We start from the raw sequence: 21,570 nt of genomic DNA, 5'->3' as shown, positions 1-21,570 counted from the left end.
GTGGGCAGTCCCAAACAGACGAATATGGGGTGCTGATCGAATATTCACCCTTTTTTTTTCCTTGAATGCACATAAATGTCCAAAAGCCCCCGGGTGAGCCCCTGGGGCATAAAAATCATAACAAGCATGAGAATCATCCCGAAAATAATCATTTCATACTCAGCAAAACCGTGGAGCACTTCGGGCAGAAGGGTAAGCACCGATGCCCCCAGAAGGGCTCCCCATACGCTGGCCATACCGCCGATGACCACCATGGTCACCATTTTCACCGACACCATGAATCCAAAGGATTCCGGGCTGATGAACATTACAAAATGGGCATACAAAAATCCGGCAATGGCACCCAGGGCTGCGCTGAACATGAAAATCTGCAATTTTAAAAAATGGGTATTCACTCCCACGGCCAGGGAAGCGTTCTCGCCGTCATGTATGGATCGCAGCGCTCGCCCCATGCGGGAAGAAAGAATTCTGCGGCACAAAATAACGGCCAGCAAGACCACCATCCACACCAGAAAAAAATAATTCCGGCCCGACATGAAAGAAACGGAACCCGCCGTCAGCATGGGAATACCCACAAACCCCGAAGAGCCACCGGTGACACTACTCCATTCCCGGAACAGAATATTAACGATCATGCCAAATCCCAATGTGCCCATACCCAGATAGTAACCGGAAAGCTTCAGGGTGGGAAGCCCCACCACAAAGGCGATGAACACGGCACATACCACGGCACACATCAAAGCAAGCCAGGGAGACATGCCATATGTTCCCGAAAGAATGGCTGTGGTATAGGCGCCTATGCCATAAAAAGCAGCATGGCCAAGGGACACCTGACCGGCATATCCCATGAGCATGTTCAAACCCAGTGCCAGCAGGGTATTTATACCAATGAAGGTCATGATTTGCAGATAATAGGTGTTTTTAATCCACACCCCGCAGCACAGGATAATCACCAGGAATAGGGTATTTTCCAGCAGAATCTTTTTTTTATTATCATCCATAATTTAAAACCGCTTTGCCTCTTTTGCCGAAAAAAGCCCCCCGGGACAAATATAAAGAATTAACAAGAGCAGGATAAAGGCAATGGCATCCTTGGACCCCGATGAAATCAAGCCCGCCCCCAGGGATTCCAGCACTCCCAGAAGAATTCCCCCGGCAAAGGCCCCCCACAGGCTACCAAGACCGCCGATCATTGCTGCACAAAATCCTTTAAGGCCCAGCATGGTACCCATGTCATAGCTACTCATGGTAATGGGGGCAATGAATACACCGGCAACGGCACCGCACCCCGTGCTCATGGCAAAGGCCAAGACTCCCATTCTTTCAGATGGAATCCCCGACAACCAGGCCGCTTTTTTATTAACGGCACAGGCCACCATCGCCTTGCCCGTCAGTGTTTTTTTAAAGAAAAAATGAATGCCTCCGGCCAGAATGACAGCAGCCGCCACAATCCAGATACTCTGGGGAAGAAGAGCTGCTCCGGCAATCTCTATGGATTCATGGCTTGAAAAAGAAGGGACACTGAAGGGATCTTTTCCCCACACGATCATGGCCACCCCCCGCAAAAAAATGGAAGCCCCCACGGTGATGATCACAAGCACAATGGGCTGGGGATTTCCGGCGGTGCGGATGGCAATTCGTTCAAATAAAAGTCCCATGCAGCACCCCACTGCCACGGCACCGGCAAAGGCCAGCGGAAGGGGAAAGGCCATGTGCACCCACAAGGTCACAATGGCCATGGCCCCGAGCATGACAAATTCACCATGGGCAAAATTGATCAATTCCGTGGAACTGTACAGCATGGAAAGCCCCACGGCAATCACCGCATAGATGGCACCGGTGGTAACACCTGAAAAAAGATACTGAATAATCTCCTGCATGGATCTTCCTGTTTTTTTTGGGGCTTGATCGCAACAGTAAAACCCTTGTGACACTGACTGTCAAAATCAGCATCTGTTCAGATCAAGCCCTGTTTTTTTATTTAATCAACGACCAGGTACCACCCTTGATCTCCACCATGACAAAGGCATCAGGGGAAAGTCCATTGTGATCCGTGGCGGAAAAATTAAACTCGCCCGTGGCACCCACATGCTTTTGTGTGGATTCCAGAGCCTGGCGAATCTTGCTTTTATCTCCATCACTGCCCTTTAATGCCTGGGCAAGCAGATTCACCGCATCAAAGGCGTAGCCGCCAAATCCGGAAACATTTCCCTTATATTTTGCGCTGTAATCGGCCTGATAATCTTCCAGGATTTTTTTCTGGACATCATCGGCGGGCAGAAGCCCGGTGACAAGAATTTTACCCGTTGGCAACGTAATGCCTTCTGCGGCATCACCGGCAAGTTCAATAAACTTGGGGGAGGCCACGCCATGGCTCTGGTAAAGGGGGATATCAATTTTCAATTGTTTTACATTCTTGGCCACCACCGCAGGACCGGGATTGGTGCCCCAGCAGACAATGGCATCGGGGGCAGCGGATTTAATCTTGGTCAGCTGGGCTGTGGTGTCGGTATCCTTGGCACCGAAACTCTCTGCCTGTACCACTTCAAGGCCAAAATCAGCGGCCTGGGCCAGGAGTTGTGCCTTACCACTTTCACCAAAGGAATTGGCAACAGTGATGATGCCGATCTTCTTAATACCTCGGGCCTGCATGTTGTTATAAACAGCGGCCACGGCCAGAAGGTCACTTTGGGCGGTCTTGAACACCCAGGGTTTTACCGGAGAGGTGATAGCCACACCGGCCGCACAACTGATGAGAGGCACCTGGGCACGCTCCACAAAATTGACGATGGCAAGTGTGGTGGGGGTGGTGGAAGGTCCGATGATGGCAAGAACATTATCCTTATGGATCAGCTTATTCACGGCACTGACAGCCTTGGCAGGATCTCCTTCAGAATCGTAGATCACGGCTTCCAGAAGATGCCCGTCAATACCGCCTGCCGCATTGATCTTTTCAACCATCATCTCCATGGTCTTTTTTTCCGGATCTCCCAGAAAGGATGCCCTTCCGGTGGAAGAAAAAATCCCGCCCACCTTGTAAACGGAACCAGCCAGCAGAATTGCAGGGGAAAGGCAAAGCAACATGATAAGGACGCCTATTGTGGTTTTTCGCAACAACATTTGAATAATCTCCTTTGTTCAGGGTGTATTAAAATGTGAAATAAAACCCGGGCATTCAATCACCACCGAATTTGTTCCGATCCACAAACAAAAGTCCGCATCGCCAAGCAGGCAGTACGTCCATCGGTTAAGGCTCAGGGCAACATCCGGCACATATTAAAAAAGGCTGAGAGTAAACACCCACAGCCTTTAAACAAAAAAACCATGGGGGTTACTGAATCTCAGTCTGCCCATGGTTTGAATTCACGTGTGATCTTTCGACGCTTTACATAAACTCCCCATCAGCAGACCTTGTAAAATAAAAGCCGCTGAAGCAGGTAAATATAAAAAAGTAGAAATATCTATGTATCATCAGATCCTCTGTTTAAAATATATAATATTAGGATGTCAAGTCTTAATCAACCTCTTCCAAAGAGTCAAGCTTTTTTTAATAAAAAGTGCAATTCTATTCCTGTGATGAATCAGGGATCGTATCATACCAACGGCAATCCTTGGAAATCAAGGGCCTGCTCATAACTTCAATGCTCAACAAATTTTTTATATTTGTATGTGTCCTGCTTGCCCATCCAGGCTTTGAGCACCGCATGTACCAATGTGGCAAGAGGAATGGCAAGAAACAATCCCCATGCCCCCCACAATCCCCCAAAGACCAGTACCGCCATTATAATGGCCACAGGATGCAGGCTCACCACCCCGGACAAAAGCAAAGGCACCAGAAGATTACCGTCCAGGGCCTGTATAATTCCATAGGAAAGCATCAACCAGGCGGTTTTAGAAACAAATCCCCACTGAAAAAAAGCAACCAGAGCAACGGGCAGAAAAATAACGGCTGCGCCTATATAAGGAATCAACACAGACAGGCCCACCAGAAGGGAGAGGAGCAGAGAAAATTTTAAATGAAATGAAATAAAGGTGATATAGCTCACCGCCCAGACGATGAGAATCTCCCATATTTTTCCCCGTATATAATTGGTTATTTCAAGGTTCACCTCATGCCACACCATATTTGAGAGATCCCGGTTATCTGGCAGAAATCCTTTAAACCAGTCCAGAATCACCTGCTTGTCCTTCAGGAAAAAAAAGATCAGCAGAGGAACAAGCACCAGATAAACAATGATCACAATGACGTTTTTCAATGATGCCAGGGAAAAAGACAGAATCTGTTGAACCTGGTTATAAATTTCCGATGCAATGGAGGTGATCAATTCATTAATTTGTGCCCGGCTGATGAGATCCGGATATTGTTCCAGCAGGGCTTGAAGCCCTTTTTGTCCCTTGCTGAGCATGGATGGCAATTCCTGGACAAACTGTACCACCTGGCGGGACAGCAGGGGAAACAATCCCACCACCGTAATAACAAAACAGGTGATAAAAAGAATAAACACAATGAGAATGGCGGCTTTTCTGGGTACTTTCAAAGAGTGAAGCCGCTGCACAATTCCCTCCAAAAGGTATGCGATGATGACGCCCATAAAAACCGGCATCAGCATACTTCCCAAAAAATAAACCGTTAAAAACCCCACCAACAGCATGGCTCCCAGAATAATAAGCTGGGGATCTGAAAAATATCGCTGAAACCAGGAACGAAACATCTCTATCATTTTTTTCCTCGACACTCTCCGGCCTTTTTCATCAGTCCGGTTCTAAACTTTATTTCATTGAATTGACGGGGCCTGATGCACAATGTTGCCCCAATTACACGCGATGATCCAACCCACCAACTATACACCCAAATGATTAAAAGACAATGAGTTTTTAATCCAGGCACGCCCCCCCGATATCCCCTTGATTCTGATTCGGAATACTGATAGGAATCATATATAATATCATGGGCGCACTTCATTCCCGCTTTACACTTTTTAAAGCAATGTCCCTAACTGGGAGGGTGGACGTTTCATCCGCATTTTTACAAGACTTGTGGATATGCGAACGAGACGTCCTCTCTCCCGGAGATAGTAACAAGGAGCATTTCATGTCTGTGGCAAATAAGAAAAACTGGAAATCACACCTGGTGTCTCCGGCAACTGTTTTTTCCATGATCAAGCCCGGTATGACGATTTTCATCGGTACAGGGCCAGCAGCTCCCAGAACACTGATGAAAATTCTGCTGGATGCGGATGAAAGAAATATCCGGGACATTGAACTCATCCAGCTGGCAGTACAGGGGGATGTCATTCTTTCCATTGATAAAATACATGCCCGGAACTACCGGTTAAAAAGCTTTTTTTCAGGGTTTGTCTCTTCAAACACAATCTCCTCGGGCCAGATAGATCTTATTCCTGCCTATGCATCCCAGATACCGAAAATTTTAAAATCCGGCAGAATTCCCATTGATGTGGCTTTCATCCAGATTACACCGCCCAATGAGGCCGGATATTGCAGCCTGGGTCCGGCGGTAGATGTGGCAAGGGAGGTCATGGAACAGGCAAAAATCGTGGTGGGAGAAATCAATGAAGAGCTCCCCTTCACCTTTGGCGACACCTTTGTGTCCATCAAAGACTTTGATCTTCTGGTCCACTCCACCCGGGCACCGGTTATCTATGAACGATTTCGGGTCACCGAAGAAATGGACAAGGTTGCTGCCAATGTGGCTTCAATCATCAAGGATGGTGATTGCCTCAATTTTTCCCACAGCCCTCTTTTTGAAGCCTTATCCGCCCATCTAACCAGCATGAAGGATCTGGGGATACATTCCCTGTATTTCACAGATGCCCTGGCAGATCTGGTGAAAAGCGGTGCCGTGACCAATTACCGCAAATCTCCTTTCCGAGGCAAATCCCTGACATCCTATGCCCTTGGCTCCCAAGAGCTTTTAAAATGGCTGGATCGCAACCCTCTGGTGGACTTCCAAGGAACCGACTATGTGTGCAACCCACAGCTTATTGCCGAAAACCCTCAATTTACGGCTATTTATGAGTCAAGCAAGGTGGATCTTCTGGGAGGAGTTGCCTTTCCCCTTAAAGGCGCGGTGATGACAGGCCCGGGTGAAGTGGTGGATTTTCTCACGGGAGCTGAAGCTTCAAAGGACGGGGGCACCATCATTGGGCTTCCCAGCCGCAATCGCAAGGGGGAATCCAATATAATGGTCTCATTGATGGACTATCCCAATCAGCTCAGACTCCGGGAATCGGTTCACATGATTGTCACGGAATATGGTGTGGCCAACCTGAAATGGCGAACCATCAGGGAACGGGCCCAGGCCATGATTGAAATTGCTCACCCCGATGACAGGGAACATCTCATTGAACAGGCAAGACAAAAGAAAATCATCTACCCCAATCAGATTTTCATCAAGGCATCCGCCCATCTCTACCCCTCCCATATATCCAACACCGCGGAATTTAAAGGCGGAATTTCGGTGAAATTCAGGGCCATCAAACCTTCAGACGAAGAGGGTATGCGACGATTTTTCTACCGATTCTCGGATCAGATGATTTTTTATCGTTTTTTTTATCTGGTACAGACCATGACCCACGATCAGATGCAGGAGTATGTCAATGTGGATTACAGCAGAGAGATGTCCATTGTGGGGCTGGTGGGCAAGTCAGACAGTGAAAAAATCATTGCCGAAGCACGCTTTGTAAAGGACGAATCGTCAAATTATGGAGATGTGGCCTTCCTGATCGACGAGGCTTACCAGGGTATCGGAGTGGGGACCCATCTGCTCCATCTTTTAATCAAGCTGGCCCAAACCCAGGGTCTTAATGGCTTCACGGCTGAGGTTCTCCCGGAAAATCAACCCATGATGAAATTATTTGAGAAAACAAAACATTCACTGGAAAAAGGCATTTCCAATGGTGCCTGCTATGTGAAGATGCATTTCAGGGGCTGAACTGTTTCATGGGAAAGGCACCCTCAACTGAAAAAAATCCAGATGGTTCCCAACTTCCGGATTTCCCCTTTTCAAAAGGGATACGGCAGCATCAAAGCCGAAAGTTGAGCACTCATTAAATTCCAGAAATCACTGGGCCTTTATTTCATACTGAAATTCATCCACAAGCTTATTTTTGTCGACAAGGGCCTTGACTTTTATGGTGTAAATTCCAACCTGACTCAAATCCACATCCGCACCATATCCACCGGACATAGCCATGGTCATGGCCTTCTGTAAGGTACCATCAGGATTTCTTACAAGATAGCCCACCATGGCATTTGTGACGGCGGCTCCCTCGTGTTTTTTAACAAACATCATCAGGTGATGGGTAGCCGTCATCTCCGGCATGTCCTTCATCCCCTCCATGCCTTTCATCGCCTTCATTTTTTCTTTCATGTCGATGAGTTCATATGTCAATGCATAACCTTTAACCATGGATGAATAGATCATCATTCCTGCGTGAGAGGATGCCTCCATGTCGTGGGAAGACATGTCATGGCCGGGCATGGTCTCCATGGTTTTATTTCCGGTATCTGCTCCCATGCTGTGTGCTGAATGGGAGGATGATGCGGCAAGGCTGGAACCTGCTGCAGCCATTACCAGGAAAAAACAGATTGCTGTTACTATTACTGATTTTGTCATTGTGATTCTCCTTATTATTACGATATTGTTGATACCTTCTGATATTTCAGTTCCCACTGTTTCCAGATAAAATAAACTGCGGGAATAATGACAAGGGTTAATATGGTGGAAGAGATCAATCCCCCCACCATGGGTGCGGCAATGCGTTTCATCACCTGGGCGCCGGTGGCGTTTCCCCACATCACCGGCAACAGGCCGATGAGGGTTGTGGCCACCGTCATGATCTTGGGTCGAACCCTCTCGACAGCGCCTTCAATAATGGCAACCCGAAGATCCGCCGGGGACGTCATTTCCCCTGCATTCATACGGCGGTGAAAAACATCGTCCAGATAGACCAGCATGACCACACCTGTTTCAGCGGCAAGCCCCGCAAGGGCAATAAAGCCCACCACCACAGCCACGGACACATTATATCCCAGGAAATAAATCAACCAGATCCCCCCTACCATGGCAAAGGGAAGGGTTCCCATGACAATGCTTGCCTCCATAACGCTTTTAAAATGAAGAAACAGCAGAATAAAAATAATGGCCAGGGTTGCGGGGACAATGATATTCAAGGTTTTACGGGCCTTTTCCATGTATTCGTACTGCCCGGACCACACCATGGAGTACCCCGATGGAATATCGATTTCTTGATCCACGATCTCCCTGGCGTGCTTGACATAGGTCCCCAGATCCATGCCCCGAATGTCCACATAAATCCATGCCGTCCTTCTGGAATTTTCACTTTTAATACCCGCCGGCCCTTTGTGAATGGAAAAATCCACCAGCTGGGCCAGGGGGACCTGGGCACCGAAAGGGGTGGGAACCAGAACCCGCCGGAGGCGCTCAAGATCATCGCGAAGCTCTCGATTATAGCGCAGATTTATGGGATACCGCTCCAGACCCTCAATGGAATAGGTGACATTCATTCCGCCGATGGCGGTCATAATAACATCCTGCACATCCCCCACGGTGAGTCCATACCGGGCAATCTGGTCCCGGCGAATATTGAAATCCATATAATTTCCGCCCGTGACCCGCTCGGAAAATGCCGACAGTGTACCCGGAATATCCCGAACCACTGCTTCAATTTTTGAACCCAGCTCACTTAACACGGAAAGATTCGGACCCATGAGTTTTATACCCACCGGGGTTTTAATGCCCGTTGACAGCATGTCAATGCGGGTCTTAATTGGCATGGTCCAGGCATTGGTCAAGCCCGGAAACTGAATGGCGTAATCCAAATCGGCAATCAATTCATCACTTGTAATATAACGCTCTTCCGGCCATACCTTTGCCAGAGGATGTTTAATCCATCGGGGCCAGTGGGAGAAAAACCGTGGCACCTCTTTCTTACGCCATTCATGAAGAATCTTTCCCTTTATCTCTTCGGGCCAGACAAAGGCAAAGGGGGTTTTTAACCACTGGGGCCATTGGGAAAAAAAGCGTTCCACGACAATTTTTTCATATTCCACTTCGGGCCTTAACATGATGGTGGTTTCAATCATGCTTAAGGGTGCGGGATCGGTGGGGGTCTCGGCCCTGCCGATTTTTCCAAGGGTGTGGTGCACTTCAGGAAACCGCTGGATAATTTTGTCGGTCTGCTGCAAAAGTTCCCGGGCCTTGGTGATGGAGATGCCAGGCAAAGTGGTGGGCATATATAAAAGATCACCCTCATCCAGGGGCGGCATGAACTCACTGCCCAGCCGGGAAAAGGGATACCAGGTAAACAACACCACCACCAGAGCCGCCAGAGTGGTTACTTTTCTCCAGTTCAGAACCCATTCAATGAGGGGCAGGTACAGTTTCACAAAAAAACGGCTGATGGGATTCCGGGTTTCCGGGAAAATCTTCTGGGGAATCAGGCACATCACAATGAAAAACGAAAGTATCAGGGCAGCTGCAAGGCTCCAGGACGGAAGATCCAGCCCTGCTGCCCCGACCATGAGAACCCCTGCAATGGGCAGTGTGGGAAGCCCATAATAAATCAATCGTTTTTTTACAGTGGAAAGTTCCCGAGGAACCGGTCTTTCCAGCACAAAAAAAGTCATGAGAACCGGAATCACCGTCACGGCAAGCACCGAGGATGCGGCCATGGCAAAGGTTTTGGTGAAGGCCAGGGGTTTGAACATCCGCCCGGACTGTTCCCCTAGGGTGAACACCGGCAAAAAAGACACCGTGATGATCAAAAGGCTGTAGAACAACGCGGGTCCCACCTCTTTGGAGGCGTCTATGATGATCTGGATGTGGGACTTGGTGCCGGCATCCCGCTCCAGATGTTTGTGGGCATTTTCCACCATCACCACGGATGCATCCACCATCACACCAATGGCAATGGCTATGCCGCCAAGGCTCATGATATTGGCGTTAATTCCCAGGGGATAAATGATCATAAACGATATGAGTATCCCCACAGGAAGGGTGAATATGGCCACAAATGCCGATCGAAAATGCATGAGGAAAATGATGCAGATCAGGGCCACCACCATCATCTCCTCCATCAACTTGCCTTTCAGGGTCTCCACTGCTCTTTCGATGAGACCGGAACGATCATATCCGACTTCAATTACCACCCCATCGGGCAAGCCCTTTTCAAGGGCTTTTAATTTTGCCTTGACCCGGTGAATGACATCAAGGGCATTCTCTCCATAACGCATCACCACAATACCGCCCACGACCTCGCCTTCACCATTGGATTCCAATACCCCCCGGCGGAGCTCAGGCCCAATCTGAACATTGGCAATGTTTTTCATGAGAATGGGCGTGCCGTCTTTGTCCACCCCCACGGCGATGTATTCAATATCCTCCCGGGACTTGATGTAGCCAAGCCCCCGGACCATGAATTCAGTTTCCCCCATCTCCACCAGCTTTCCGCCAACATCATTATTGGAGCGCTGGATGGCCATTTTCACTTTCTGAATGGGAAGATTATAGGCCAGCAGTTTGTTGGGATCAACTTCGATCTGATACTGCTTGACAAACCCACCTATGCTTGCCACCTCGGATACACCGGGCACCGCAGTGAGTTCATATCTAAGGTACCAGTCCTGGAGACTTCTCATCTCCTGGAGATCATGCTTGCCGGAGGTGTCCTTTAACATATATTCATACACCCAGCCAACGCCTGTGGCATCGGGTCCCAGACTGGGCGTCACTCCGGCAGGGAGACGGCCGGACACAAAATTCAGGTATTCCAGAACCCGGGATCTGGCCCAGTAAAGATCTGTACCATCTTCAAAAATAATATAAACAAAGGAATAGCCAAGAAAAGAATATCCCCGCACCACTTTGGCAAAGGGTACGCTGAGCATGGCAGTGGTCAGGGGATAGGTCACCTGATCCTCCACCACCTGGGGGGCCTGACCGGAAAATTCGGTATAAACAATAACCTGAACGTCGGACAAATCGGGGATGGCATCCACAGGGATATTAACCAAGGCAAATCCCCCCCCCAGGATGGCAAACAGGGTGGCAAGGACCACCATGAACCGGTTGTTCACCGACCATTCAATTATTTTTTCAATCATTTTATACGTCCTTTCCGGTGATCACAGTACCCAGAACCTTCTTTTTAATATATCGACCATGTCGGTCTGCCGATACAAGGAATAATCAACATGGCATTATGCCGCCCCCAACAGGAACCCGAGGCGCCCCCGGACGGACCTGCCGTTGGGAGCTCTGCCATCGATAATCTGCGACTGCCGCTGCAAGGAGGACAGATTATTCCATCTCCTTGAAAAAATCATCATCAGCCTGGGCTGCCGTCACTTCATCCAGGGAGGCATTGTTTGAAATATCCATCATCTTCTTCACCGCCTCCTGGAGCTTTGATTCTGAATCCAGAAGAAACTGCCCCGAGGTCACCACAAATTCCCCCGGAGCAAGCCCGGTGAGTACCTGGATCTTATTGTCATCCAGTGCCATCCCAAGTTGCACCTCCCTCGGGGTAAATTTACCCCCCGGCCGGGAAACAAAGGCCACGTTTCGTTCACCGGATCTAAGCACCGATTCAGAAGGAATGATAATGCCCATGGTGGTACCACCGGTTTTGATCCGGACATCCCCGTACATCTGGGGTTTTAAGTCCATCTGTGAGTTGTCAAACTCCAGGCGGATCACCACATCCCGTGTTTTCTCCTGGAGATAGGGATAGACAAAAGTAACCTTGCCCAAGTAGCGCTTGCCGGGAAGATAGGGAAGAGACATTTCAGCTTCCTGACCCACCTTGACCTGATCAAGTTCATATTCGTAAATATGGGCATCCACCCACACCCGGGAAAGATCAGCGATGTTGTAAAGGGTGGTGCCGGCCTTGACATATCCCCCCTGAACCGCCTGGTTCAAGGTCACAACCCCTGAAAAGGGAGATCGAATTATCACCGTCTTTTTCACCTGGCCCGAGACTTCCATGGCACGGATCTCTTCCTCTGCCACATCAAAATAACTCAGCCTCCGCCGTGATGATTCCAGAAGAAGGCTGATCTGGGAACTTCGGCTGTCTTTCAGGGAGTGATACAGGGAAAGATATTCCTCCTGGGCAGAAAGCAGCTGGGGAGAGTAAATTTCCAGCAGCGGCTCTCCCATTTTCACTGCTTCCCCGGTGAAGTTCACACGGAGCTGTTCGATCCAACCATCCACCTTGGGACTTACCTGGGCCATGCGGGTCTCATCGTAGGTTATATGCCCATAGGTTCTGATGGTATGTTCAAGCAGAGCCTTTTCAACCACGGCCATGCGAATCCCCATGTTCTGCCGGGTCACCGGATCCACGATGACATCAACCCCGCCCACCAGTTCATCTTCATACACCGGTATCAGATCCATACCCATATTGCTCTTCCCCGGTGCATCATGGATTTCCAGGGGGTCCATGGGAGCCCGCCAGTAAACAATCTTTCTTTCTTCAACATTTTTTGGTGTGTCCTCAGCCGCCGCTTTGGGGACAAGATTCATACCGCAGATGGGACACTGGCCGGGTTCCTCGGTGATAATCCAGGGATGCATTCCGCAGGTCCACAACTGAACAGGCTTATCCTCGGCCAGGGAAATCTGGCCCTGGGAAAACTTGCTTCCATGGGGAAGATGAAATCCCATGAAATAAAAACCACCAAGGATGACGGCAGCCGTAAGTACAATGGTGGTCGCAATGGCTGTCACCGGAATATCACGTTTTTTTTGCTCACCCATATCATTTCTCCTGTGCATTCATTCCTGAAAGCCCGATTCGATAAACCTGAAAGCCGTTGATTATGCCAATGTCCAGGATGGCCGCTAGTGTTCTCAACTGCTTCCATCCCATTTAATGAGGTTTCAGAAAGACTCACAACCGTGTTCCCATGACCCGCTCAAGTTCAATTCTGGCAATGGCAATGTCGCTTACGGATCTGGCATACCCCAGGCAGGCCTGAAGCCAGTCTGAATAAGATCCGGCCACATCGGCAAAGGTGATCCGTCCTGACTCATATTCCCGTGTGGAAACGTCAAGGGCCTTACGGGACATACTCACAACGGTATTGCCATAAAGTCCTGATGCCCGCACCGCCCTGTCTAATTCATACCAGGCCAGCCTCACCATTTTACGGGTATCTGACTCCATTCCCCGTAACGCCTCCCTGCGGGAGGTGATCCGGTTCCTGGTTTCCTCCAGCCAGGAAGCACCTACCCCATACCAGGCTTTTTTAGGAAGTCCCTGTCCCATGGATGCGGTAATCTGCCGGGGAAACCCGGGAACCATGGCCTGGGACCCCACCTGGGTAATGGCGGTGTCATTGAATTGGGAAAAACCAAGATCAAAGCCCGGCATCACAAGGGTCTCCGCCATTTCCAGCATATATTCCATCCTGACGATTCGGGCGCGCATCTGCCTTAATTCCTGCCGCTTGTTTTCTGCCACTGGATAAAGAGCCTCAAGCCCGGGAACATTGAGGGAAGGGGAATTCATAACCGGGGCACCCAGGAAAACATCCGGGGGGAGATTCAAAAAAGACAGGAGGGCTGCCCGGGTGTTAAGCTGCTTTTCCCTGAGGGTTATAATTGAATCTTCCAGTACAGAAACCTTTACGGTGATCCGGGTGACATCCTGAAACCCTGTTTTGCCGGCCCGGTAAAGGCTTTCTGCCACACCGTTGAGATTTTTCAACAGGGCCAGGGTTTCCCGGGTGATGGCAAGGGCCTTTTGAAGGTACACCAGATCCCAGAAGGCCTTTTGAGCCCCGGTCACAGCCTCACGTTCCGCCATGGTCACCGCTTCTCCGGCAGCCATCACCGCCTGCCCCACCACCCGGCCCTTGAGGGCGGTCACACCGGGAAAGGGGAATATCATTTGAACCGATTGTCGCCCTTTTATCGGTCCCACCCCGTTCATAAGTCCTTCTGTGAATGCAGAATAACGCGCCAGCACAAGATCCAGATCCGCCACCTCGCTGAAGCTTGCCCGCTCTGCCGCAAGGGAACTCCTGGCTGCGGCAACACCGGGATTTCTCAAAACCGCCAGGGCCGAGATCAGATCCAGATGAACTGGACCTTGCAATAACGCCATGGCCTTATGATCATCAGTATCCGCACCGGAGAGTTTTTTTTCAAGCTCCCGGGGAATGTTAAAAAATCCGGGCGAAACCACCGATTTTTCAAAAGCAGGCTTTCCTGTGGTGCCGGCATCCTGAACAAATTCCGAAACCTCTCCAATACCCATTAATAGATGAAACTCTTTTTCCTGGGCCGGGGATAAAGGGTCCCCAGCTCCCTGTCCAGGAGAGGCAGCAGGCAAAGAAAGGCCCACGCTCCTTTCCCCGGGGGGGGAATAATGATCCAGCTGATATTTAAGCTCCTGATAATCACACCATCCCGGCTGGGGAAAAAAAAATACCACTAAAACAAACAAAGCGCGTTTAACCATTGTCCACCTCCCTGGTCCGGGATGCACCATTCCATTGGTCAATGCGTCCCCCCACAAGACGCTGGAGTTCGGCAAGGGTTTTTCCGTAATCGGCCCTTGCCCTTGCCAGAGCAAGCTGGAAATTATAGACAGCCGCCTGGGCCTCCAGAACATCTGAAAAACTGCCCTGGCCATTGCGAAACCACTCCTGGGAAACACCCAAGGCCTTCACAGCCTGGGGCATAAGCTCCTTTCCGTAAAGGATCATGAGCCTTTTTGAGTTATTCAACTTGAAATACAGAGAACGGATACGGCTATGGATCTGATTTTTTATTTCAGTCAGCATGGCTTTTTCCTGAAGGACCATGGCCCGAGCCATCTCAATATTTCCATTGTTTTTCCCGAACCACAGGGGGATATTGATCCCGAATTGAATACCCACGGCATCGTTGCCGGCATCGTGCGGGGGGGAGGGAACATCGGGGTTTCCAATGCCTGCATAAAAAAGCCCCAGCTTGAAATCAGGTTTGCCTGCATACTGTGACAGGGTCACCCCATGCTTGGCCTTTTCCACCCTTAAACCGGCAATCCGTATCCCCTCCTGATTGGCATCTGCCAGAGTGTAAAGGGTGTCCATGGAAATATTCACAAAGGTCACAGGCAATGTTTTAAGGGGGCCAAGCGTTCCGTCCGGTGGTCGATTAAGAAGGGAATTTAGAAGAGTCGTTTCCGTTTGTTCAAGTTCTTCAAGTAACAGGATATCGTACCGAAGCTGCCCCACCTGGGACTGGGCCTTGACCACGTCAATCAGTGCTGTGCGATCCCGGGCATGACCGGTTTCGGCCATCTGCCTCAACTTATCCAGAAGGATTGCATTCTCTGCGGCAATCTGCCGGGCCTTCCTGATGTATGTCAGTTCATGAAAGGACTGGGTCACCCGGGCGGTCACCTCCCGAACCCGGGCATCCGTGGCAAATTTAGCCATGGCGGCATCTGTTTTCACCACCTTTCCGGAAGTCGTCAGTTTCCCGGGGAAAGGAATGGTCTGGGACAGGGAGGCATTCCAGTCCTGGGGTCCCAGCCGGGTTTCGATGGGGCTTGGGAACCATGTGACCATCAGTTGGGGATCGGGATAGGCGCCGGCAACGCGATATTTTTCCACCATGGCACGCCACTTCTGCATTTCTGCCTGGATCGAAGGATTGTTTATGGTGGCATACTCAAGTATCCAGGAAAGACTTATTTCTCGAAAAAAAAGATCCGATGATTCTCCGGTGGCTTTTTCCTGTACGGCAAAGGCATTGCCAAGAACAGCCATGTGCATCAATAAAACAAACCAGAAACACCTGTTTTTTTTCTTGATAAAAAGCATCATATTCACCCACCTGAATGGAAAATCAAATTTCGCCGTTGCGTCCTGCCAGGCAGTCCCATGAACATCGACAAGCTCCACGTAAAACCTGATTTAGATTACAGCAAAAAATATGCCTTAAAGATGAATCCCAACAAAAATACCAATAACTCAAGCCTGAACCCACGCTGGTTAAGGATAGAACCTGAAAAATGGAAATAGGCCCGATAGCATTAAACAGATAAAATCGAGTTAATGCCCAGAATATGGAACATAAATGACGTCAACATGATAAAATTTTACGCAGTGTGCACAAATCAGGTGCGACAAAATTTCGCACCCTTGATTGAAGCATCAGGGGTTGGTCACAAGATGGGCCACCCGTCACAATTGGAGGGCCAATGGGGGCAAGCTATGTGGTACTAGATCCTGAGTTTTTTTATCAGGCTTTGATGCTTTTGACAACTACCTGCGTGTCAAGATAAATTTCAACAAAAGCGCCAATAATCGCGGTGGTGAGGGGAACGGCTGTGATTTGTTCCCCTCACCCTGTTTGTTTATATCCGGTGGGACCTGATCAAAGGCTCTGCTTTTGAAAATAGTCATATACCATGGCATTGGTACAGACTTCATAGAATGATTTATCAGTGATGGAAACCAAGGACATATCCCGTTTCCGGATATGGTGAACAGGTCCCTGCCGGATAATGATCCGCTGATATCGACCGGTGACCGTGGGAAATATCCCCGTGAAAAACAAATTTTTTTCCGATGAAACCCCGGGAATCATGCATTCAACGCTCTCAAGACGAATCTCCCGGGACAATTTTTCAAAGGCCAGGGAATGAAGTTCTATGCCATTGACATTATATCGGCTCAGAATATCATCGGCAGTGGAGGCCATGGCTTCGTCTGATTCTGTCTGGAACACATAATTATTAAAGGGAAGACTTCTGGTATTCATTTGTTTTCTTATGACCTTGGAGCATCCGGACAGACGATCAGCCAGATTAATGGCAGAAGATATCATGATCTCAAAATCTTCATCAAAAAAAAGAGTGGGAGCCTCATTGGCAAAGGTAATTCCGATACCGATCTCCAGAAGTGGAAGATGGTATTGCTGATTTCTAACATTGTAACGCTGTATGATCTGCAGAATCTGCACAGCAAGCCCACAGGCCCTGGCAACGCTGTACCATCCTTCGGGCATATCCTGACGTTCGTAGATGCCAAGGATCATGGCATCCCCTTCAATGAACACTTTAAACGCCCCATACTCGGCAAGCACCTCGGTGATGGGTTCAAACATATTCAAACTGAAGTAAGATGCCGGGTTTAAGCCCTTTTCCTTCATACGATGAACAATATCTGTGGACCCCCTGATATCTGCTTTAAGGATGGTATGGGTGATCACCGGTTTTTCCTGGGTGCTGATCTCGTGGGGAAGTAGAAATTCATAAAGGGTGTTGTTTACCCGGGATAACCGGAGATGTTTTTCATCTTGCGTCAGGTGAACCCGATCCATGGCATCTTTAAGGATTATGAAATTTTGGAAATCTCTGTGGTATCGAAAAAAACCCCTAAAAAATCGAACCAGATAGGCCTCTTTTTTTGCAGTACCAAGATATTTAATCCCCCGTTGACACCGTTTAAGGGGTCCCATGGGAAAGGGCACATGATTAATTTTTGACAATCGCTTGAGACGGTTGATAATCATTTTCCGGGAACCACGAACCAGCATGTATTGCAAAAGCACCTGGGGTACCAGAGGAGGGCAATAAACAGAACATATGGGGCGAATTTCAAAGGAGGCACAAATTCTTTTCATCACTCCGGCCCTTTGAAACTTTTTAAAAAAGAAACGCAACATGCGGTGCTGTTGTTTGGCCACCTGGGTTAATTTTTTTATTTCTTCGTTTTTATCACCCTGCTGCTTTAAAAACTTACAATGCTCACGGGTGGAAATAAAATCGAAAAGAATTTCGGCATTCTCTACCTGCTGTATCCACCCATCCACCATGTTTTCCCATATGGCCTTTCCATGGCTGGGCGAATTTTCATCATCCGTTTCCTGTCCCGGAGCCACCGGGTCTTTCTGTTGCCCGGAAAGCTCTGCCCTCCCCTTGGGGAGCATCTCCATGAATCGATTATGAATGGTGGAAAGTAAAACATCATACCGATCTGCATCATCAATTCGATTACCAGGCAGAATGTCATAGGTATCTAACATGAAATCGTCATCAATTTTACCGGCGTAAAGAAAGGGATTCAGAAAAAAGTCTTCCGGTAATAATGCATCGGTGCCAAAATTAGATTCCCTGATACCGTTGAGATCATGCTGATCAACGTCATAGATCTGGGAGAACACATGTTTTCCCACCCTGCGAACCACTTGTTTTTTATTCAATAAAATTTCAGAAAGCGCCGCCTTAAGGACTAGGGGATCTTCTCCTGTGCGCCTTCGTTCCATTTCTTTTTCCTGGATCATTTGCCGAAGGTTGGCCACAAAGGCACCAAAACCGCTGTTGATCTCCCGGATGACAAGGGCAGCAACTGCGGTGCGGACAATATAATCCACTTGAACCTGCCGCCGGACCTTTGCTTGATTAATGGCAGTGGTCATAAAGTCCCGGTAGGTTGTTTTAAATTGATCCCCGACAGCCTTGTCGCCCATACTCTTTTCAGCCCGGCCGTTTTGCTTACCGGGCATGGCCATCTCTTCCATGAGACAGAGAATAAATTCCTCCAGACTTCTGCAAAAGGCAGTGCTCAAGCAAACATCGTATCGGTTATTATCCACCCCCGGTGTCAGTCTGTCCAGGCGGAAAGGCATGGAATATTCCGTAAGATGAAAATCGTCCAGACCGGGGGGGCGGGAAAAAAGAAGGACCATTCAATTTACTCCATATTTTTTCAGTTTCAGCTGAAGCGTTCTTCTGGAAATACCCAGAATATCAGAGGTTTTTGTTCTGTTGCCCTGGGTCTCTTTCAGGGTTTTTAATATCATTTTTTTTTCCATCTCTTTCAGGGAGGTTTCCGAATTTTCCATGAAAGATGCATGATGTGGACTGGGGACTTCCGGCACTATGGATGCCGGAAGATCTTCAGGGGTAATCTGTGGCCCCCGGGTGAGAATGACGGCCCGCTCCACGGCATTTTCCAGTTCACGGATATTGCCAGGCCAGGGGTATGCAGAAAACAGATCCGCCACCGAGGCGGTGCAGCCGGTGATATGTCGCTGATTTGCCCGGCTGTATTTTTCAATGAAAAATCGGGTGAGAAGAGGGATATCCTCAGCTCTGTCCCGAAGGGGAGGCAGGGCAATACTGACAACGTTCAACCTGTAGAAAAGGTCTTCCCGAAATCGGTTTTCCTCAATTTCAGCGGCCAGAACTCTATTGGTGGCTGAAATCACCCGAATATCCACCCGGACGGTTTTTCCGGAACCAAGGGGTTCAAAGGTTTTTTCCTGGAGCACCCGGAGCAGTTTAGCCTGTATGGGCACAGCCATCTCTGCAATTTCATCCAAAAATATGGTGCCCTTGTCCGCCATGTGAAACCGGCCCTGACGACTTTTCAAGGCACCGGTAAAAGCCCCTTTTTCATGTCCAAAAAGCTCACTTTCAAGTAGTGACTCCGGTATGGATGCGCAATTGACCTTTATAAAAGGATTCTGAACCCTAGGGCTGGCGGCATGTATGGCGCTGGCAATAAGCTCCTTGCCCGTTCCGCTTTCCCCGGTAATCAACACAGATGCCTCCGAAGGGGCCACCCTGGCCACCAGATCAAACACCGTCTGCATGGCTTGACTTTCTCCTATGATCCCGGAAAAGCCATGGGGTTGTTCAATGGCTTCTTTGGGAGAATCCCCAGGCATTTTTTTCCCCCCCCGCAAGAGGATATTGTCCAGCAGGGGTATCAACGCGTCAATATCAATGGGTTTGGTGATATAATCCCTTGCTCCGATTTTCATGGCATCCACCGCCGCATCAATGGAACCAAAGGCTGTCATGAGCACAATGGGAATCCCCGGTCGCAGGGCAATCATGCGGTTCATGGCTGCAATGCCATCCATACCCTCCATCTTCACATCCATAAGCACCAGGTCAAAGGTTTCATTGGCTACTTTTTCCACCGCCGTCTCCCCGGAGCCCGCCGTGCACGCCTGGTATCCCCGTCGGGTCAACACCGCCGTGAGCATTTTTAAATGAGAGGCCTCATCATCCACCACCAGCAGTTTCATGTGTGTCATCTCCCGTGCCCTTGCCTTGACATGGGAAGGGCAATGGTGAACCGGCAACCCTTCTTTTTTCCCGGTACCGGACTTTCCACGGCCAGGGTTCCACCATGATTTTCTACTATTTTACGGGCAATAGCAAGGCCCAGCCCAGAGCCTTTATTCCCCCCACTGAAAAAGGGATTAAAAATCTGCTGATGATCCCCGAAGGCAATGCCCGGACCTTCATCTTCCACCCAGAGATATCCCCATGCAGCATCACTTTTACCCCGCCCTCCCAAGATGATGTGCTGCCCTGGTACGAGGACATTCAGGGCGTTGATCACCAGATTGAGCAGCACCTGCTTCATCTGATCCTCATCCACAACCAATGGGGGCATGCTCTCCTCAATGGTCATGGATATCCCAACCCCCTTGGAGCTGGCGTCCCCCTCCATGAGACGGAAAATATGGCACACAAGATCCGCTGCACGCACCGTTTTGAAATTCAGCTTCAGCGGTCTTGCAAAGGTGATGAGATCGGTAATCACCCCATTGATGCGGTCCAGCTCTTTGACCATGATCATGGCATATTCCCGGTGCTCCTCATGATCTTTAAACAGATGAACGAAAAACTGGGCAAACCCCCGGATGGAACTCAAAGGATTTCTGATCTCATGGGCCACACTGGCACTGAGCTGGCCGATGGCGGCGAATTTCTCATTTTTCTGAACCTGGCGCTGAAGACGTTGCATGCGCACCAAGTCTTTAAGGTAATTTCTGATTACAAAAACAAAAAACACCGCCCCGGCCCCCAGGGCCAGGAGAATGGCAATCATGATGCCTGCATGGTGAAGATCTGCCTGCCTGGCCTCCTGGTAAAGGTCCATGTTCAGTCCCATGACCACATAAAGATCTTCTCTACCATCAACTCCCGGGGAAATAGCCGCCGGACGCTGATCCATGTCTGTGGTCTCGCCAGGCCCTTGTGAAGGCGTGTCTGACAAAACAAATTTTCTTGTCAAATGCAGAATCGGTATATGTCCTTTAATTTCCCTTATTATATGGCTTTCCCGGAGCGGAGCCATGCCATGGGATTTAATCGTTTCAAAGGGAGTGCTCTGCTGACCGGAAGGGAGATAAACATCCCCGGTGCGGACATTCATGCAGTACAGATATGCTATATTTTCCGTTGCCCCAATGGTAACCATGATCTGTTCAACGGTCCTTTTAAATGATTGTCCGGTTTCTATCCTGGCACGGACATCGGTGTGCATGACATGGATGAGGGCATCCGCTTCCCGGAGAAGCCACTTAACGGCATTGTGCCGATCTCTGTCAAAATTCTGCCACGTGGACCAGGCAATAAATACAGTCATCACCACCACCACCACCAGAATAAAACCCGCTGGAAGAAAGAGTGTCACAGGAATCTTCAAATTTCCATCTGATAGATGCATACATGGTTTTATATCACACCACCGGAAAAAACTTTGAATATTTTTTTA

At 49.2% G+C, this 21,570-nt stretch carries 13 protein-coding genes; 1 reads left to right on the top strand and 12 read right to left on the bottom strand.

The annotated features are described in order from the left end of the window. Window positions 1-44 precede the first annotated feature (44 nt). From ACYQ2M_RS02670 to ACYQ2M_RS02655, 4 genes are all read right to left on the bottom strand, one after another. Window positions 45-1,001: a branched-chain amino acid ABC transporter permease gene (locus tag ACYQ2M_RS02670; protein ID WP_459914767.1), complete on the bottom strand. Its 957-nt coding sequence runs from the start codon at window positions 999-1,001 to the stop codon at window positions 45-47. 3 nt (window positions 1,002-1,004) lie between these two features. Continuing rightward, window positions 1,005-1,880, bottom strand: a complete 876-nt coding sequence (locus ACYQ2M_RS02665; protein ID WP_459914766.1) for a branched-chain amino acid ABC transporter permease — start codon at window positions 1,878-1,880, stop codon at window positions 1,005-1,007. A gap of 97 nt (window positions 1,881-1,977) precedes the next feature. Next, window positions 1,978-3,120: an ABC transporter substrate-binding protein gene (locus ACYQ2M_RS02660; protein WP_459914765.1), complete on the bottom strand. Its 1,143-nt coding sequence runs from the start codon at window positions 3,118-3,120 to the stop codon at window positions 1,978-1,980. A 518-nt stretch (window positions 3,121-3,638) separates the two neighbouring features. Beyond that, on the bottom strand, window positions 3,639-4,721 hold the full coding sequence (locus ACYQ2M_RS02655) for an AI-2E family transporter (protein ID WP_459914764.1): 1,083 nt from the start codon (window positions 4,719-4,721) through the stop codon (window positions 3,639-3,641). Between the two features lie 371 nt (window positions 4,722-5,092). Here ACYQ2M_RS02655 and ACYQ2M_RS02650 point away from each other — a divergent pair, with 371 nt between their 5' ends. Then, window positions 5,093-6,952, top strand: a complete 1,860-nt coding sequence (locus ACYQ2M_RS02650) for a GNAT family N-acetyltransferase (protein ID WP_459914763.1) — start codon at window positions 5,093-5,095, stop codon at window positions 6,950-6,952. A 129-nt stretch (window positions 6,953-7,081) separates the two neighbouring features. Here ACYQ2M_RS02650 and ACYQ2M_RS02645 read toward each other — a convergent pair whose 3' ends face one another. The 8 genes from ACYQ2M_RS02645 to ACYQ2M_RS02610 all read right to left on the bottom strand — a co-directional run bounded on the left by ACYQ2M_RS02645 (window position 7,082) and on the right by ACYQ2M_RS02610 (window position 21,522). Then, the gene (locus ACYQ2M_RS02645; protein ID WP_459914762.1) at window positions 7,082-7,636 is read right to left on the bottom strand and encodes a hypothetical protein; all 555 of its coding nucleotides are present in this window, start codon (window positions 7,634-7,636) and stop codon (window positions 7,082-7,084) included. Between the two features lie 17 nt (window positions 7,637-7,653). Then, window positions 7,654-11,145 (bottom strand): efflux RND transporter permease subunit, encoded by a 3,492-nt coding sequence (locus ACYQ2M_RS02640; RefSeq protein ID WP_459914761.1) that lies wholly within the window; start codon window positions 11,143-11,145, stop codon window positions 7,654-7,656. Window positions 11,146-11,341: 196 nt separating this feature from the next. Further along, on the bottom strand, window positions 11,342-12,808 hold the full coding sequence (locus ACYQ2M_RS02635; RefSeq protein WP_459914760.1) for an efflux RND transporter periplasmic adaptor subunit: 1,467 nt from the start codon (window positions 12,806-12,808) through the stop codon (window positions 11,342-11,344). A gap of 133 nt (window positions 12,809-12,941) precedes the next feature. After that, a complete protein-coding gene (locus tag ACYQ2M_RS02630; protein WP_459914759.1) occupies window positions 12,942-14,516 on the bottom strand; it encodes a TolC family protein in 1,575 nt (524 codons plus the stop codon). Further along, the gene (locus ACYQ2M_RS02625; protein ID WP_459914758.1) at window positions 14,509-15,870 is read right to left on the bottom strand and encodes a TolC family protein; all 1,362 of its coding nucleotides are present in this window, start codon (window positions 15,868-15,870) and stop codon (window positions 14,509-14,511) included. The genes ACYQ2M_RS02630 and ACYQ2M_RS02625 overlap by 8 nt, the downstream gene beginning before the upstream one ends. Before the next feature lie 553 nt (window positions 15,871-16,423). After that, the gene (locus ACYQ2M_RS02620; protein ID WP_459914757.1) at window positions 16,424-18,739 is read right to left on the bottom strand and encodes a hypothetical protein; all 2,316 of its coding nucleotides are present in this window, start codon (window positions 18,737-18,739) and stop codon (window positions 16,424-16,426) included. Continuing rightward, entirely contained in the window at window positions 18,740-20,098 is a 1,359-nt protein-coding gene (locus ACYQ2M_RS02615; RefSeq protein ID WP_459914756.1) for a sigma-54-dependent transcriptional regulator, read from the bottom strand. After that, window positions 20,095-21,522, bottom strand: coding sequence for a two-component system sensor histidine kinase NtrB (locus ACYQ2M_RS02610; protein WP_459914755.1), 1,428 nt, complete (start codon window positions 21,520-21,522; stop codon window positions 20,095-20,097). Before ACYQ2M_RS02610 ends, ACYQ2M_RS02615 begins: the two co-directional genes overlap by 4 nt. Window positions 21,523-21,570: the final 48 nt, after the last annotated feature.

This window comes from Desulfocicer niacini (assembly GCF_054657595.1).
Note: the sequence above shows the minus strand (reverse complement) of the source record. Positions and strands in the feature narration are given on the sequence as shown.